6 protein-coding genes are annotated in these 17,256 nt (G+C 71.7%); 2 read left to right on the top strand and 4 right to left on the bottom strand.

Annotation, left to right across the window (positions count from 1 at the left end; translation table 11 throughout):
* Position 1 precedes the first annotated feature (1 nt).
* Entirely contained in the window at positions 2 to 1,285 is a 1,284-nt protein-coding gene (locus tag OV207_RS28085) for a cupin-like domain-containing protein (protein WP_267558131.1), read from the top strand.
* 3 nt (positions 1,286 to 1,288) lie between these two features.
* Here the strand turns inward: OV207_RS28085 and OV207_RS28080 are convergent, their stop codons facing one another.
* Positions 1,289 to 3,427 (bottom strand): carbamoyltransferase, encoded by a 2,139-nt coding sequence (locus OV207_RS28080; protein WP_267558130.1) that lies wholly within the window; start codon positions 3,425 to 3,427, stop codon positions 1,289 to 1,291.
* Between the two features lie 130 nt (positions 3,428 to 3,557).
* Between OV207_RS28080 and OV207_RS28075 the strand changes: the two genes are divergently transcribed.
* Complete coding sequence (locus OV207_RS28075; protein ID WP_267558129.1) at positions 3,558 to 6,827, top strand: amino acid adenylation domain-containing protein; 3,270 nt, start codon at positions 3,558 to 3,560, stop codon at positions 6,825 to 6,827.
* Position 6,828: 1 nt separating this feature from the next.
* On the opposite strand, the gene OV207_RS28070 is transcribed toward OV207_RS28075, so the two are convergent.
* The 3 genes from OV207_RS28070 to OV207_RS28060 are packed head-to-tail and all read right to left on the bottom strand — an operon-like array spanning position 6,829 to position 17,238.
* Positions 6,829 to 8,841, bottom strand: a complete 2,013-nt coding sequence (locus OV207_RS28070; RefSeq protein WP_227027757.1) for a RiPP maturation radical SAM C-methyltransferase — start codon at positions 8,839 to 8,841, stop codon at positions 6,829 to 6,831.
* On the bottom strand, positions 8,841 to 16,241 hold the full coding sequence (locus OV207_RS28065) for a non-ribosomal peptide synthetase (protein WP_267558128.1): 7,401 nt from the start codon (positions 16,239 to 16,241) through the stop codon (positions 8,841 to 8,843). Before OV207_RS28065 ends, OV207_RS28070 begins: the two co-directional genes overlap by 1 nt.
* Positions 16,234 to 17,238, bottom strand: a complete 1,005-nt coding sequence (locus OV207_RS28060; protein ID WP_267558127.1) for a class I SAM-dependent methyltransferase — start codon at positions 17,236 to 17,238, stop codon at positions 16,234 to 16,236. Before OV207_RS28060 ends, OV207_RS28065 begins: the two co-directional genes overlap by 8 nt.
* Positions 17,239 to 17,256 lie beyond the last annotated feature (18 nt).

The raw sequence follows: 17,256 nt of genomic DNA, 5'->3' as shown, positions 1-17,256 counted from the left end.
CGTGACCCTTCCTGTCGAGCCTCCGAACCGCCCCGCCACCGCTCCGGCCGCCCCGCGCTACACGCCCGCGGAGGGCTTCTGGGAGCACTTCCTGAAGGAGCACTGGGGCCAGAAGCCCGGGGTGTTCCGGGACGTGCTGCCCGGACTCATCGCCACGCCCGACGAGGTGTTCGAAGGCATCCGCGCCTCCTGGGCCCGGCGGGAGACGGACGTGCGCAGCGTCTACGTCAACGGCCGCAGGTGCACGCCCGCGGAGTCCTTCACCTTCGCGCCGAAGCCCGAGGAGACGTTCGAGCCCTACCTGTCCCGCATCACGGCCGAGCAGGAGGTGACGTTCGTCATCTACGGGATGCAGGTCCACGCGCCAGAGCTGTGGGTGCGCACCCGGGAGTTCATCAGCGGGTTCATCGCCCGGCTGGGGGTGCCCATCGACGTGGAGCTGGAGCTGTTCTCCGGCAAGTACCGCGCGACGCCCCGGGGGCCGCACCGCGACGACGCGAGCAACCTGAGCTGGATCCTCCACGGCGAGAAGACGATGTTGGTGTGGCCGCCGGACTTCTTCGAGAAGCGCGGCGTCCCGACCGCGACGCAGCGGGGACAGACCTGGGGGCGCGACCTGTGCGACCCGGAGGTCTACAAGCAGTACCAGGACGAGGCCGTCGTCCTCCACGCGAAGGAGGGGGAGCTCCTGTACTGGCCCTACACCTGGTGGCACATGGCGGTGGCGGACAAGCACGACGCGCCCATGATGCTGAACACCTGCGTGTACAATCGGCCGAAGGCGGACGCGCTGGGCGTGATGCTCATGGGGCTGATGCGGCAGATGGAGCTGGGCCGCATCGACAACTTCGGCAGGTTCGACCCCGCCGTGGGCGGTGACTCGCCGGCCCCGGCGGACATCGTCGCGACGCTGGCGCACCTGGGCGGGCTGTGCGCGTCCGAGCAGATGCGCGGGGTGCTGGCCGAGCGGTTCGTGAAGCACGCCTCCTCCAGCGGCTTCACCGACGTGCCCGCGCGAGCGCCGAAGGCGCTTCCGGCCGACGTGGGCACGGTCCACATCGACGCGCGCTTCCCCATCGCCTTCCGCCAGGACGGCGAGGCGCTGCGCGTGTGGAGCAACGGGCACGCCATCACGCTGCCCGCGACGCCCCAGCAGGTGGAGCTGCTCACCCGGCTGAACGCGGGCACCCCGGTGCCGGTGGACCTGGGCCGGGATGCCGCGCTGCGCCCGCTGCTGGAGGAGCTGCAGTCCACGCGCGTGCTGTCCTGGGGCGCGCCGGCCTGAGCCTCAGGCGTCGAGCCGCCCCAGGGAGATGACCCGCACGCGCCGCAGGGTCCCCAGCAGGCGCGTGAGGCGGCGCTCGTCGAAGCCCTCCGGTTCGAGCGCCGCCAGCAACTGGCGGCCCGTCGTCCCCGGGCCCACCCGCTTCAGGACGTGGGCCACCTCCGGCTTGAAGAGCTGGAGCGTCGGGCCCCAGGGCGTGGTGGTGCGGAAGCGGACGTGGGGGAACATCCGGGAGAGGGGATGCGCGTCGATCATCGCCGCGCCGTCCAGGTGGGTCCCGAAGGGCACGGGGATGGGGATGTCGCCGCCCACCTCCGCCAGCTCCGTGGGCAGGACGCCCTGCGTGATGGGGAACTCCATGGAGAAGGTGTCGGCGGTGAGGCGGATCTCCAGGTCCAGGATGGAGCGGAAGCCGGACTCCTTGCCGACGATGCGGTCCTCGAAGACGACCGCGTCCAGGCCGGTGAACAGCAGACACCCGAGCGCGTCCTCCGGCGTCTCCACGATGGGCTCACCCGCGACGTTGAAGGACGTGTTGAGCAGGACGGGGCAGCCGGTCCGCTGCTCGAAGCGCTTCACCAACTGGTAGAGGCGGCCGTTGTTCTCGGCGGTGAGCGTCTGGAGGCGGCCGGTGCCGTCCACGTGCACCACCGCGGGCACCAGCGCGCGCTTCTCCGGACGGAAGTGCGCGATGCGCAGCATGAAGGGGCTCTCCTTCGACACGCCGTCCAGCTCGAACCACTCGGCCGCGTTCTCCAGCGGGAGGATGGGCGCGAAGGGACGGAAGCCCTCGCGGAACTTCACCTTGTGGTTGAGCACGTCCTTCATCTCCGCGCGGCGCGGGTCGCACAGGATGCTGCGCTGCCCGAGCGCGCGGGGGCCCAGCTCCGAGCGCCCCTCGAACCAGCCCAGGATCTTGCCGTCGATGAGCAGGTCCACCGCCTTCTCCAGCGTGTCGTCGCACGGCACCGCGCGGATGCCCGCCTGCGCGCGGGTCGCCGCCTGCACCTCCGCGGACGCGTACACCCGGCCCACCGCGTCGTGGTTCAGGCGCCGGCGCGCGTTCTTCCCGGTCAGCTTCCACAGCCCGTAGTAGGCGGCGCCCACGGAGGCGCCGCTGTCCTCCGCCGCGGGCATGACGAACAGCTCCTCGAAGCCCGACTCCCGGTGCAGCCGTTCATTGGCGACGCTGTTGAGCGCCACGCCCCCGGCGTAGCAGAGGCGCGCGTTGCCGCTCAGCGCCCGTGCGCGCTTCGCGAGGTGCAGCAGGGCCTCCTCGACGGCGTTCTGCGCGGAGGCGGCCAGGTCCGCGTACTCCTGCTCCCGCGCGGGCCAGCGGTCGTGGTGGCGGTAGCGGGCGGGGACGGTGTCCTTGAAGCGCAGGGCGTTCCCGTCGACTTCGAAGAAGTCCCCCGGCGGCGTGGTGGGGCGGCCATGGGGCGCCAGCCCCATCACCTTGCCGGGGCCGTCGTCCTCGGAGCCGAAGAGCTGCCAGCCCATCGCCTGGTACAGGTGCCCCAGCCCCCGGAACTCCCGCATGCCCGTGCGGCGCTGCTCCTGGAGCGCCTCCGGGCCGATGAGCTCCAGGACGTGCTTCTCCACGGGGCGCGCGGAGGTGCCGGACGCCACGTACAGCGACGCCCACTCCCGCACGCGCAGGCCCCGCGCCATCGCCGCGCGGATGCGCGCCTCGTCCGTGCCCTGGACCACCGCGCGCTCGTCGGGGGGCAGCTCGTCCCAGGAGCTGCCGCTGCCGTCCACCACCAGCACCGCCGCGTCCTCGAAGCCGGAGGTGGCGAAGGCGCCCAGCGCGTGTCCGAGGTGATGCGGGAGGGTGAAGATGGGGACCTGGTTGCGCACCAGCCGCAGCCGCCCGTTGAGCGCGAAGTCCGCCTCCACCGACTGGGACTCCGTCGTGGGACAGACGACGGCCGCGGAGAGGTCCTCCGCCTTGATGCCCGCCGCGTCCAGACAGTAGGTGACGGCCAGCGACCCCCACGCCGCGGAGAGCGCCGCGCGCTTCTGCCGCAGCAGGCGCTCCTCCTGCACCGCCACGACAATCTCATCGCCCCGCAGGAGGCAGGCACTCCCGTTGTGGGAATAGGACAGGCCAAGGATCCACGGCGCGTTCTTCTGGGACATGAAGGGGCCTTTCGTGGCCTCCAGGTTACTTCATGCCTCCCGCGCCCATCACCCCAGGCCCGGGCATGCGCGTGCCCGTGTGCCTGGTTTGAAGGAGGCGGAATGAGCCGCTAGCGTCCCCCTCCCGACGATGACCCACGCCGAGATCGACGACATCTACCCGCTGTCTCCCCTGCAACAGGGACTGCTCTTCCACGGCCTCTACGCGCCGGGCGGTGGGCAATACGTGTTGCAGATCGTCTGCACGCTGGAGGGACCGCTCGACCCCGCCGCCTTCCAGGCCACCTGGGCGCACCTGCTCGAACGACATGGGGCCCTGCGGGCCTCCTTCGCCTGGGAAGAGGTGGAGGAGCCGCTCCAGGTCGTCCACCGCGCCGTGACGCCCCCCGTCGAAGCGTTCGACTGGCGCTCCTTCAGCGATGACGCCTGGCGGCAGGAGCTGGCGGCGCACCTCAAGGCGGACCGGGAGCGGGGCTTCAATCTGGAGCAGCCTCCGCTGATGCGGCTGACGCTGGCCCGGACGGGGGACGCGCGGCACGTCTTCGTCTGGACCTGTCACCACCTGCTCACGGATGGCTGGTCGCTCGGTCTGCTGTTGAGGGAGTACCTGGCGACGTACCGCGCGCTGTCGGAGGGACGGGCGCCGCTGCTGCCTCCGGTGCGCCCGTACCGCGACTACATCGCCTGGGTGAAGGCGCAGCCCCGGGACGCGGCCGAGCGCTACTGGCGGGAGCGGCTGCGCGGCTTCACCTCCCCGACGCCGGTGCCCTTCGCGCGCTCGGCGCGGGCGGGGGACACGCCGCGCCACGCGCAGCGCACGCTCACCTTCTCGCGGGAGCACTCCGACGCCCTGCGCTCCCTGGCGCGGGAGCATGCCCTCACGCTCAACACCATCTTCCAGGGGGCCTGGGCCCTGCTGCTGTCGCGCTACACCCGGGAGCAGGACGTCGTCTTCGGCGCCACGGGCTCCGGCCGCCCGGCCACGCTCCCGGGCGCGGAGTCCATGGTGGGCATGTTCATCAACACGCTGCCCGTCCGCGTCGCCGTGGAGCCGGACGCCGTGCTCGTGCCCTGGCTGAAGCAGCTCCAGGCCACGCAGGCCGAAGCGCAGGCCCATGAGCACAGCTCGCTCACGGAGGTGCAGGGCTGGAGCGAGCTGCCGCGCGGACAGCCCCTCTTCGACACGCTGCTCGTCTTCGAGAACTTCCCGCGCACGCTCGCCGGGGACGCAGCGGGGGGCGGCCCGCGCATCGGGGACATCGACGTCATCGACTACACGCACTTCGCCCTGGACCTGGCCGTCATCCCCGGCGAGGCGCTGTCCCTGCTGTTGACCTACGACCTCCAGCGCTTCGAGGAGGCCCCCGTCTCCCGCCTGCTCTCGCACGTCCTCCACCTGCTGACGCGGATGGCCGCGAAGCCGCACGCGACCCTGGGCTCGCTGGACGTCCTCCCGGAGGAGGAGCGGCGCCGGTTGCTCACGGAGTGGAGTCAGCGCCCCGTGGCGCGTCCCATGGACCGGCCGGTCCAGGCCCTCATCCAGGAGCAGGCGGCCCGGACCCCGGAGCGCATCGCCGTCACGCACTGGGAGGCGTCCCTGACCTACGGGGAGCTGGACTCGCTGGCGAACCGCGCGGCGCACCGGCTCATCGCCGGGGGCGTGGACGCGGACGTGCTGGTGGCCATCCTGGCCGAACGCGACCTGCGCTTCCCCGCGGCGGTGCTGGGCGTGTTGAAGGCCGGGGGCGGCTACCTGCCGTTGGATCCGTCGCTGCCTCCCGAGCGCCTCGCGCGCATCCTGGAGCAGAGCCGGGTGCCGACGGTGGTCGTCTCCCCGGGCCAGCAGGCGCTGCTGGAGGAGGCGCTGGCGAAGCTGGGCGGCCCACGGCCGGCGGTGGTCGCGTCCGGGGAGCTCTTCGCGCAGGGCGGGCTGGAGACACCACCGCCCGTCCGCAACGCCGACGCGAGCCTCTTCTACGTCATCTACACCTCGGGCTCCACGGGCGTGCCCAAGGGGGCGATGCTCGACCACCGCGGGAAGCTCAACCACATCCTGTCGATGATCGACTTCATGAAGCTGGGTCCCGACGACGTGATGGCGGAGACGGCGACGCAGAGCTTCGACGTGTCGGTGTGGCAGTTCCTGGCGCCGTTGGTGGTGGGGGCGCGGGTCGAAATCTTCGACACGGAGCTGCAATACGACGCGCCCCGCTTCCTCGCGGAGGTGGAGCGCCGGGGCGTGACGGTGCTGGAGGTCGTCCCCTCGCTGCTGGCGAACCTGCTGGAGGAACTGGAGCGGCTGGGGGAACGGCGCCCTCCGCTCCAGGCGCTGCGCTGGCCCATGCCCACGGGCGAGGTGCTTCCGCCCGCGCACTGCCGCCGCTGGTTGCGGATGTATCCGCACAAGCCGCTGCTCAACGGCTATGGCCCCACGGAGGTCTGTGACGACACGAACCTCTTCGTCATCGAGCACCCGCCCGCCGAGGACGCGGAGCGCGTGCCCATCGGCTTCCCGTTGGACAACCTGGAGATGTACGTGCTGGACCGGCGCATGCTGCCGGTGCCGCAGGGGGTCCCCGGGGAGCTCTACATCGGCGGGGTGGGCGTGGCCCGGGGCTACCTGCACGACCCCGCGCGCACCGCCGCGGTGTTCCTGCCCAACCCCTTCGCGTCGCGGCCCGGCGCCCGCTTCTACAAGTCCGGGGACGTCTGCCGCTACCGCGAGGACGGCGCGCTGGAGTTCGTGGAGCGGGCGGACTTCCAGGTGAAGCTGCGCGGCTTCCGCATCGAGCCGGGGGAGATTGAGACGACGCTCCAGCGACACCCGCGCATCAAGCAGGCGGTGGTGCTGGTGCGCGAGCTGGGCGGCGGCAAGGAGCTGGTGGCCTACGTCTCGCTCCAGGACGCACCGGAGGGCGTCGCCGTGCCGTCGCGCGCGGACGTCGAGGCGGAGCTGCGCGGCTTCCTGCGGGAGCGGCTGCCGCACTACATGGTGCCGGCCGCGCTGGTCATCCTTCCGTTCCTGAAGCTGAACGCCAACGGGAAGATCGACCGCAAGGCCCTGCCCGCGCCGGACGCGGACCTGTTCGCGAAGCGGGTCGTGAAGGCGCCGGGGACGCCGATGCAGCAGGGGCTGGTGGCCATCTGGGAGGAGGTCCTGGGACGCGGCCCCATTGGCGTGGACGAGAACTTCTTTGAACTCGGCGGCCACTCGCTGCTCGCCATCCGGGTGCTCTCGCGGATGCGGGAGGCGCTGGGCGTGGACGTGCCGCTGCGGAGCCTCTTTGAGCTGGTGACGGTGGAGCAGCTCGCGAACAAGCTCGAAGCGCTCCGCTGGGCCGCCGAAGCGCCGCCCGCATCCGGCGCGGGCGACGACGAGCGCGAGGAGTTCGAGTTCTAGGTCACGCCACCGCCGGGGCGCGCTCGGCGGGGGGCGGCTGGGCTGTCCGCTCGCGCGACGCGGTGTCGTGGGCTTCGCGGATCCGCTTGGAGGCCATCTGCGGGGTGAAGGCCGGGGCCAGCGCCAGGAAGCGGCTGGCCTCGAACTTCTCGCCCTCGCGGTACAGCAGGCGCATCGCGTTCCAGCCTTCCAGCATCGCCTGGAGCCCGGAGGCGCTGGTGCGCCCGGTGTCGACGAAGCGCGCCTTCAGCTCCTCCCACTTCTTGATCTCCAGGCAGTCCAGATAGACGTCGCGCTCCAGGCCGCGCAGCACCGTGTTGCGCAGCTGGCCCGTGCGGGCATCGAAGATGCGCATGGACGTGCCCCCGTCCAGGTACGACAGCAGGTGCCGGTACTCCGTCGCCCGGGCCGCCGCGTACGCGCCGCTCCACAGCTTGCAGGCCTGGTAGACGCTGCTCCAGTCCGCGGGCTCGGTGGGGTTGTCGAAGGAGAGGTCCATCAGCTCCAGCCGCTCGTACACGGCCTCCGGCAGGCCCACGCGGTAGAAGTCCGCGTTGCGGAAGTTCGTGAGCCCGTACTCCTTGCGCAGGGCGTCCAGCGTGGAGCCCCGGCCCAGCCAGAAGGGGTTCGGGCTGAGCGGCTCGTAGGCCAGCGCGTACTCGAGGATGTTCCGCCGCGTCTCCTCCACCTCCTCGGCGGTGCCGCCGGGGAAGTGGGTCAGCAGGTTCGCGCCGTTCGTGATGCCCAGCTCGTGGCAGAGCTTCATCACCTGGAGGTTCGCGATGACGGACGTGCCCTTGCCGATGCGCTCCAGGTAGGTGGGTGACAGGCTCTCGATGCCGAACTGCACGAAGCGCAGGCCGGCCTCGTGCAGCAGGCCCAGCTCATGGGGCTTCACGTTCGCCCGCATCTCATAGAAGAGGATGAAGTCCTTGCGGGTGTCGATGAGGCCCTGGGCCAGCTCCTCGATGCCCTTGGCGCGGATGATGTTGTCCAGGAAGAAGAGGACGTTGTTGGCGTACCGCTCGTTGAGCGCGACCACCTCCGACACGACCCGCTCGGAGCGCTTCTGGCGGTAGCCGTTCCACTGCACGTTCAGGTTGCAGAAGTAGCAGGTGTTCTTGGGGTTTCCGGTGCGCTTGGTCCGGTCCCACCAGCACCCGCGCGAGCCCTCGATGGTGATGAGCCAGAGGAGGTTCGCCTGCTCCGCCTTCGCCGCGTATTCGTCGTAGTCCGGCAGCGGCAGGTCATCCATGTTGCCGACCTCCCACAGCTCCGCGCGGGCGCCGTTCGCGCGGGCCCCTTCGCGGGAGAGGATGCCCTTGAGGCCGGTCAGGTCGGGGTTGCCTTCCCGCAGCTGGTGGACCAGCGCCGCCAGCGGCCGCTCGCCTTCGCCCTGGATGATGTAGTCGAGGAAGTCGAACTCCTTCAGGAGCGACGGGCCCACCTTGTCGGAGACCGTCGAGCCGCCCAGCAGGATGCGCGTCCCCGGCGAGCGCCGCGCGAGCCGCTGGCTGAAGGCCAGGTTCGCGAAGAGCTGGCCGAAGCAGGTCGTCAGGCCCACCAGCGCATAGCGCCCGGCCATCGCCTCCACCACCCGGTCCAGGTGGGCGTCCAGTTGCCCGAGCACCCCGTCGAAGGCGGAGGCCCAGGTCGGCTCGGGGCCCCGGAGCGACGCCCCGATCAGCTCGCCTCCCGCGCCCTCGAACGGGCCGTCCCGTTCCTCCATGGTCTTGGCGAAGTACGCGCGGACGTGCTCGCGGCGCTCCGGGAACAGCAGCGCCGTGTAGAGCAGCTCTCCGAGCGCGAACGACTGCGAGATGCGGTCATACAGCGGGATGCCGATGGCCAGCGCGGCTTCCAGGAACTCCGAGCGGGTCTCGACCTCCACGCCCGGCTCCTGCTGTCGCAGGAAGGCGGAGAGTGTTCCCAGCGCGGCGGACGGGTGCCGGTACATGGACCAGGGCAGCGCGACGAGGCAGACCTTCATGGGCGGCTCCGGGACGTTCGTCATCACAGGACTTCCATCAGGGCCGCGAGTCGCTGCTCGGGCCCGTTCGCGAGAAGCGTCAGCAGCCGACGGAAGCGCTCCAGCAGGTGTCGCGCCTGCGCCGTGTCCACACGGTCGAGCCGGTGCCCCAGCTCCACCTTCAACTGCTCCCCCGGCACCACGATGAGCGCCAGCGGCGCAGGCCACCGGTCGATGACGCGCATCCGGTCGAAGCCGAACCCGAGCGACAGCCCGTCGGCGGAGAACTGCATGGGGTAGTTCTGGAAGCGGACGATGCTGTCGAACAGGGGCACGCCCTCCGGTGCGCCCATCCAGCGGCGCAGGGTGGAGAGGGGGACGTGCTCGAACGGGCGCTGCTCCTGCTGACGGGCCTGGAGCGCCGCGAGCCACACGGCGGCCGACGCCTCCGGCTCCCACCGCGCGCGCACCGGGAGCGTGTTGAGCAGGGGCCCGATGATGCCCTCGACGCCGGGCACCTCCGCGGGGCGGACCACGGACGTCGCGCCGAAGCAGACCTCCTGGCGCTGCCGCGCGTGCCCGAGCACCAGCGCCCAGGCGCCCTGGACCACGGTGTTCAGCGTGAGCCGGTGGCGGCGCGCCATGCGGGAGAGCGCCTCGGTGGTGTCCTTCGACAGCCGCGCCCGCTTCTCCGCCCAGCGCCACCCGGGACGTGCGCCCGTGGGCTCCGCGTGGGTCGGGAGCGCGAGTCCGGCCAGCTCGCGGCGCCAGTACGCCTCCGCCTTCGCCAGGTCCTGGCGCTCCAGCCAGCGGAGCACCTCCCGGAAGGGCGTTCGGGCGGGCAGGTCCACCGGGGCGCCGCGCGCGAGGGCGGCGTACACGGTGAAGACGTCCTGGAGCAGCAGGGACATGCACCAGCCATCCAGCATCCCGTGGTGGGTGCTCCAGACGAAGTGGTAGCGCTCCGGCCCGCGCTGGACGAGGGCGAGGCGCATCAGCGGCGCCCGCTCCAGATCGAAGCCGCGCAGCGTGTCCTGCTTGCGCCGCGCCAGCTCGGCGGGATGCTGCGCTGGCGGCAGCCTCGTCAGGTCGATTCGTTCGACGGTGAGACGGGCCTCGCGCTGGACCACCTGGTGGGGCACGGCCACGCCGTCGAACACCACCGCGCTGCGCAGCACCGGGTTGCGGTCGATGACGTGCTGGCAGGCCCGCTCGAAGGTCTCCGGTGAGAGGGTGCCGGTGATGCGCCCGGAGATTTGAATGGCGTAGGCCCAGGTTCCCGGCCGGGCGCGGCTCTCCTCGAACATCTCCTGCTGCGAGAGCGCCAGCGGGTAGACGTCCTCCACGGGCCCCCGGTTCGCCAGCAGCCGGTCCAGCCCCGCGCGGTCCACGCGCGCGAGCGGGAAGTCGGATGGCGACAGCCGCCGGGCGCCGTCGGTGCGGGCGAGCGCGACGAGCCGCCGCAGCGTCTGGAGGAAGTGCTCGGACAGCCGTGCGACGGTCTTCGTGAGGTGGAGCGCCGGGCTGTAGGTCCAGTTCACCCGCAGCCGTCCTTCATGCACGAGGCTGTTGACCTCCAGCAGGTGCGGGCGCAGCGCGTGCGGGCTGGACGTCGGTCCCACCGAGGCGTCGGATGGCTGGAAGAGCGCGTCGCCGGAGAAGACCTGGTCGAACTGGCCCAGGTAGTTGAAGACCAGCGACGGGTGGAGCTCCGGCACCGACTCCGGGCCGCCTTCGCGCAGGTAGCGCAGGATGCCGTAGTCGATGCCCCGGTTCGGGAGGCCGCGCAGCCGGGCCTTCACGGCGTGGAGCGTGTCGAGCAGGTCGTCGCCTTCGTGTTCGAGCACCACCGGGAACAGCGACGTGAACCAGCCCACCGTCCGCGACAGGTCCACGTCGTCGAAGAGCGGCTCGCGGCCGTGGCCCTCCAGGTCGATGAGGAAGCGGCTGCGCCCGGTCCACGAGGCGAGCGCGGAGGCGAGCGCGGTCAGCAGGACGTCGTTGATCTCACAGTGGAAGGCCTTGAGCACTTCGCGCAGGAGCGCCTGCGTCTCCTCCTGGCCCAGCGCCTGGGAGTGGGTGCGCGAGGTGCCCACCGTCCTGGAGTCGATGCCCGTGGCGGCGAGGTCCGCTGGCAGCAGGGGGGAGACCTCCGTCGGGAGGCCGCGCCAGTATTCCAGGGGGGGCGCGGACGTGCGCGCGTACTCCACGAGCCGCCGCGACCAGCGCTGGAAGGACGAAGTCTTGGCGGGGAGGTGGACGGCGCGCCCTTCACGCAGTTGCTGGTACGCGGTCTGGAGGTCCTCCAGCAGGATGCGCCAGGAGAGGCCATCCACCACCAGGTGGTGGGCGATGAGGAGCAGGTGCTCCGGTTCACCCTGGCCCGACGTGAAGCGCGCGACCCGCAGCAGCGGGCCCTGCTCCAGGTTCAGGCTTCCCTGGAGCCGGGTGGCGATGGCCTCCAGGGCGGCGGGTTGTTGTTCGGCGCGCAGGTGCGCCAGCTCGAAGTGCTCCACCGCCGTGAGGTCGTCGGGGGGCATGCAGCGCTGCGACCAGCCGGAGCCGGTTGACTCGAAGCGCATGCGGAGCGCGTCGTGGTGCCGCACGATGTGACGCACCGCCTGCTCCAGCCACTCGACGCGCAGGGGCTCCTTCGCGAGCAGGAGCACCGTCTGGTTGAAGTGGTGGGGCGCCTGGGGGCCCTGTGACAGGTACCAGCGCTGCACGGGGGTGAGCGGCACTTCGCCCGTGACGAACTCCGGCTCCGCCAGGGCGACGGGCGCGGAGCCCACCACCGGGGCCAGCTCCGCGAGCGTCTGGTGCGCGAACATCTGCCGGGCGGTGAGCCGCAGGCCGGCCTGGGTGGCGCGGGCGACGATCTGGACGCTCAGTATGGAGTCGCCCCCCAGGTCGAAGAAGTTGTCGTGGACGCTGACGCGCTCCCGCCGGAGCACCTGGGCCCAGATGGCGGCGAGGCGCGCCTCCACGTCGTTACGGGGGGCGACGAAGCCATCGTTCGGCCCCTGCCGGGTCGGCTCCGGCGCGGGCAGGGCCTTGCGGTCCACCTTGCCGTTGGGGTTGAGCGGCAGCGCGTCCAGCACGACGAACGCCGACGGGACCATGTAGGCCGGCAGTTGCCGCTGGAGGAAGTCGCGCAGCGTGGGGATGAGGGCGCGCGCGGCCTGCTCCCGGAGCGGGTCGTTGGCGTACGCGCTCCAGCCCGTGGGCGCGGCGCGGTCTTGCGCCGCGGCGGGACGAAGCACCTCGAAGTGCCGGCCCGGCCGGCGGTGGAAGACGGCGTTGAACGCCGCGTCCCGCCCCTCTCCCGCCCAGTCGATGATCACGTCGTAGCCCGCCGCGCGCGCGGCCTCCTGGAAGTCCTGGGGGTCTTCGGCGGAGGGGGACGCAAGGGAGGCCAGCGACCGCCGCAGCTCACCGACCGTGGCCGGGCCGCCGGGGGCCTTGAACAGGGCCAGGGCCTGCTGCTCGCGGGACAGGCGCGCGTTGGGCACGTTCGCCAGCGCCAGGAACTCCGGCGCCTTCCGGTCCAGCTCCGCGCGCACCTCCGCGAGCGTGAGCCTCCGGGTGCTCCAGTCGAGCCACTCCACCTCGCGCGGCGCGGCCCGGGGGCCATTCACCTGGAAGAAGACGTCGTACTTGAAGCGGGTCAGCTCGTTGCGGTGACGGCCTCCCTTGAGCTGCATCCACACCTGGCTCATGGCCGGGATGTGCTCGCGCACCGCGCGGAAGAACGCCGGGTCGATGCACAGGTCCTTGTCGCCCACCAGGTGCTCGCGCGCGGTGCGCTCGAAGGCCTCGCGGGTGACGTCCTCGCCGGCACGGTGGAGCTGCACCGACGCGTGGAACAGCTCCAGCAGGGGCAGCGGACGCACGCCGCCGATGAAGACGTGGCCACCCGGGCGCAGCAGCGGCACCAGCTTCTCCAGCACCTCCACGCAGTAGTCCAGCGAAGGGAAGTGCTGGCTCACCTCGTTGATGACGACGACGTCGAAGGGCTCCTCACGGAAGCGATCGGCTTCGTGCGCCGCGCCCTGTCTCAGCGAGACACCGGGGATGGCGGGGCGTCCGGCCAGCAGCGTGCGCAGCCGGTCCAGCGCCGTCTCGGAGAAGTCCACGCCCAGGTAGCGCTCGGTGCTGGGGGCGATGCGCAGGAGCAGCAGCCCGGTGCCCACCCCGATTTCGAGCACCCGCTTCGGCTTCAGCGCGAGGATGCGCTGGACCGTGTCGTCCACCACCTCGTGGATGACGTCCAGCGGGATGGGCTGGTGGTCGTAGGTGTCGATCCAGATGCGGTGGTTGATGGATGGATCCTCGCTGGAGAACCCCTCCGTGTGACCGTAGAGCTGGTCGTACATCGTCCGGAACTGCGAGACGCGGTCGAGCTGCGCATCGTCGATGGACGTGCCTTCGTGGCCCGTGGCGGCCCCGCCCGCGCGCGGGACGACGTACGCGACCAGCCGGGGGTTGCCCGGGAGGTCCTCGCGCACCGCGACGGCGTTGGCCTGGAGGGACGGGTGCTGCGCGAGCGCGGCCTCAATCTCCTCCAGCTCGATGCGGTAGCCCCGCACCTTCACCTGCTGGTCGATGCGGCCCAGGAACTCCAGCACGCCATCCGCGCGGAACCGCCCCAGGTCTCCGGTCCGGTAGAGCCGGGCTCCGGGCTCGCGGCTGAAGGGATCCGGCACGAAGCTTCGCGCTGACAGCTCCGGGCGCCCGTAGTAGCCGCGCGCCACGCCCGCGCCGCCCAGGAAGACCTCGCCCTTCACGCCGATGGGCACCGGCCGCATCCGCGCGTCCAGCACGTAGAGGGTGTTGTTCTCCACCGGCCGCCCCACCGGCACGCGGCCCCGGAGCCCGCCGGCCTCGTAGCGGTGGATGGTGGTGTAGACGGAGGACTCGGTCGCGCCGTACTCGGTGAAGAGGCCCGCCTGGGGGAAGCGCTCGACGTGCGTCTGGATGAGCTCGTGGGGCATCGTCTCGCCCGCGACGATGGCCACCTCCAGCGAGCGCATCCGCCCCGGCGGGGCCGCGTCCACGAGCTGCTGGTAGAAGGTCGGCACGCAGAGCAGGTGCGTGAGCGACAGCCGGTCCACGCAGCGCACCAGCTCCACCGTGTCCTGCTGGAGGTCCTCCTCCGGGAGCACCAGCATCCCGCCCTGGGTCAGCGTCCAGAAGATGCCCGCCACGGAGCTGTCGAAGGCGAACGACGACAGCAGCAGGTAGCGACGCGCGGGGGAACGGTAGAAGTGGAGCCGCGCCGTGTTGGAGATCTGCAGGCCCCGGTGCGAGATCATCACGCCCTTGGGCTGCCCCGTCGAACCCGACGTGTAGATGACGTAGACGAGGTTGTCCGGCGCGACGTTCCGCTCCAGCGGGGACGCGTCCCGGCGGGACAGCTGCTCCGCCTCCAGGTCCAGGCACACCACCCGGGTCTCCGCGCCCGGCGTCGGAAGGGCGCCGAGCAGGTCCTGCTGGGTGAGGAGCACGCGCGGCTGCGTGTCCTCGATGACGAACGCGAGCCGCTGTCCCGGGTACTGGGGGTCGAGCGGGACGTAGACGCCGCCCGCCTTGAGCACGGCGAGCATGGCCACGATGGCCTCCGGCGAGCGCCGGAAGCAGAGCGCCACCCGGACCTCCGGGCCCACGCCCAGGGTGCGCAGGTGGCGAGCGAGCTGGTTGGAGCGGGCGTCCAGTTCGCCGTAGGTGAGGGGCGGCAGGTCGGCCGCGCCGTGTCCCTCCGCGCGCGCCACCATGACGGCGGGGGCCGTGGGCGCCTTGACGGCCTGGGCCTCGATGAGCTCGTGGATGGGCGTGTCGGCCGGGAAGTCGGCCGTGGTCGCGTTCCAGTCGCGCAGCACCCGCTGCTCCTCCTCGGGCGGCAGGAGCGGGAGGTCCGTGAGGCGGATGCCGGGCGTGGCCACGGCGGCCTCGAACAGCCGCCGCAGGTGGTGGCCCATGCGGACGAGGGTGTCCGCGTCGAAGAGGTCGGAGTTGTACTTGAGCCGGCAGACGAGGTGGTCCTGCTGCTCCTCGAACTCGATGATGAGGTCGAAGTGCGCGACCCGGCTCTTCACGTCCATGGGTTCGAGCGTCAGGCCGGGCAGCGCCACGTCCCCGTCGCCGCCGGGCGCCATGCCGAACATGACCTGGAAGAGCGAACCGCGACTGAGGTCGCGCGTGTGCTGGAGCTTCTCCACCAGGGTCTCGTACGGCAGGTCCTGGTGCGCGTACGCGCCCAGCGACGCCTCCCGGAGGCCCTGGAGCAGCGCCTGGAACGTGCCCTGGGCCGGGGTGCGCGAGCGCAGCACCACCGTGTTGACGAAGAAGCCGAGCAGGCCCTCGGTCTCGACGTGATGGCGCCCGGCGATGGGCGAGCCGATGAGCAGGTCCTCCTGCCCGGTGTAGCGATGCAGCAGGGCCGCGAAGCCCGTCAGCAGCGTCATCGCCAGCGTGGTGTCCTCCCGCTGGGAGAGGGCGCGCAGTCCCCGGGTGAGGTCCGCGGACAGCTCGAAGGTGTGCCGGTCGCCCCGGTACGTCTGCGTGGGCGGGCGGGGACGGTCCGTGGGCAGCTCCAGCACCGTGGGCGCGTCCGCGAGCTGCTTGCGCCAGTAGTCGAGCTGCGCCTCCAGCACCTCGCCCTGCAGCCACTGCCGCTGCCAGAGCGCGAAGTCCGCGTACTGGATGGGCAGCGCCGGCAGGTCCGCGGCGGTGCCCGTGCGCGCCGCCGCGTAGAGCTGCGCCAGCTCGCGGTGGAGCACGAGGTCCGACCCCGCGTCCGTGACGATGTGGTGCAGCGTCATCAGGAGGATGTGGTGGTCCGGGGCCAGCCGCAGCAGCGTCGTGCGCAGCAGCGGCCCCCGCGACAGGGAGAAGGGCCGCCGGGCCTCTTCACCCGCGAGGCCGCGCGCCACCGCCTCGCGCTCCAACGGTGGATGGGACTCCAGCGAGACCACCGGCAGCGGATGCGGCCCGGGCGGCGCGATGACCTGGAAGGGGCGCCCCGCTTCGCTCTGGAAGGTGGTGCGCAGGACTTCGTGCCGCTCCACCAGCGCGGTGCACGCCGCCTGGAGCGCGCGCACGTCCAGGGTGCCCCGGAGGCGCAGGGCGCTGGCGATGTTGTAGACGGGGCTGTCGGGTTCGAGCTGGTCGAAGAACCAGAGGCGTTGCTGCGCGAAGGACAGGGGCAGCGCTCCGGTCCTCGGGGCCTTCGGGATGCGGGAGGGGGCCGCGCGGGTGGAGGCCCGGGCCTCGCGCAGCAGGCCGATGAGCTCCGCCTTCCGCGCGCCGATGGACGCGCGCAGCTCCCCGGTGAGCACGCCTCTGGGCGCGCTGCACTTCAACTGGTCCTGCTCCAGCCACAGCTTCACCTCCAGTTGGCGCAGCCGCGTCACGAACTCCAGGAGGGGCACCGCCGCTTCAGTCATGGCGGCCCTGCGGGTGGAGGGGCGCCAGGTCGAAGATGGCGCTGGAGGGGATGCCAATGTCGTGGACGCCGTTGCACCGCCAGCCGGCCTCCTCCAGCAGCGACAGCCACTCCTCGCGGGTGGGGATGTACTGGCCCATCACCGCGTGCGTGACGTGGAAGCCCAGCGTGAAGATGGGGACCCCGGCGCAGGAGGTGAATGGCTCCGCGCGGTACGTGTCGCACAGCAGGAAGCGGGTGACGTGGGGGAAGACCTGGCGCAGCCGCTGGAGGACCGCGAGGCACGCTTCGCGCGGCCACAGGTCGTGGCCGTTGAAGAAGCTGGTGAGCAGGTCCACCTGGGCGAAGCGGGGGGACGGCTCCAGCGTCCGCAGGTCGCCCAGCACCAGCCCGATTCGCTGCTCCAGGTCCGCGCCCTTCACGGCCTTCCCCGCCAGTTCGATGGCGCCCGCGTTCATGTCGATGCCGATGCCCTCGGCGGCACCGTGCCGCACCATGCCGATGAGCCGCTCCGCGCTGCCGCAGCCCAGGTCCGCCACCACGCGGAAGTCCTTCGTGCGCAGCACCTGGGCGAACTGCTCGTCCACGAACTGGCGGCCGTAGTCCCGCCCGCCCAGCGCGATGGCCGCGCCGTCCCGGTCGATGAAGCCCGCCCCCCGGCCCGCCAGCGGCACGGTGCTGCTGAGCTTCTGGAAGAGCCGCCCGTAGCCGGACGTGAGCCAGGTGAAGTAGCCCTTCGTGCGCAGGATGTCCGCGAAGTGCTTGCCCGGCCGGGCGTGGCCGTCCTCCGAACGGGTGACGATGTCGTAGAGGGACAGGACCTCCATCAGGCTGTCGACGGTCATCGCGTGGAGCTGGCGCTGCTCCACCCAGGTGGGCAGGTGCAGCGTGCCGGCGCGGTCGAGCTCGTCCAGCAGGCCCAGCTCGTTCAGGGCGGAGATGGCGACCGCGGCGAGGTGTCCGTTGAAGAGCTCGGCGCTGAGCAGTGGAGAAGGCATCGGGCAAGGGCTCCTGGG

This window comes from Corallococcus sp. BB11-1, from assembly GCF_026626625.1.
Lineage (GTDB): Bacteria > Myxococcota > Myxococcia > Myxococcales > Myxococcaceae > Corallococcus > Corallococcus soli.
Note: the sequence above shows the minus strand (reverse complement) of the source record. Positions and strands in the feature narration are given on the sequence as shown.

What these genes read in the sequence shown, in the direction of transcription:
- OV207_RS28080 (WP_267558130.1), bottom strand. Translation starts at nt 3,427, where the DNA reads ATGTCCCAGAAGAACGCGCCGTGGATCCTTGGCCTGTCCTATTCCCAC.
- OV207_RS28075 (WP_267558129.1), top strand. Translation starts at nt 3,558, where the DNA reads ATGACCCACGCCGAGATCGACGACATCTACCCGCTGTCTCCCCTGCAA.
- OV207_RS28070 (WP_227027757.1), bottom strand. Translation starts at nt 8,841, where the DNA reads ATGACGAACGTCCCGGAGCCGCCCATGAAGGTCTGCCTCGTCGCGCTG.
- OV207_RS28065 (WP_267558128.1), bottom strand. Translation starts at nt 16,241, where the DNA reads ATGACTGAAGCGGCGGTGCCCCTCCTGGAGTTCGTGACGCGGCTGCGC.
- OV207_RS28060 (WP_267558127.1), bottom strand. Translation starts at nt 17,238, where the DNA reads ATGCCTTCTCCACTGCTCAGCGCCGAGCTCTTCAACGGACACCTCGCC.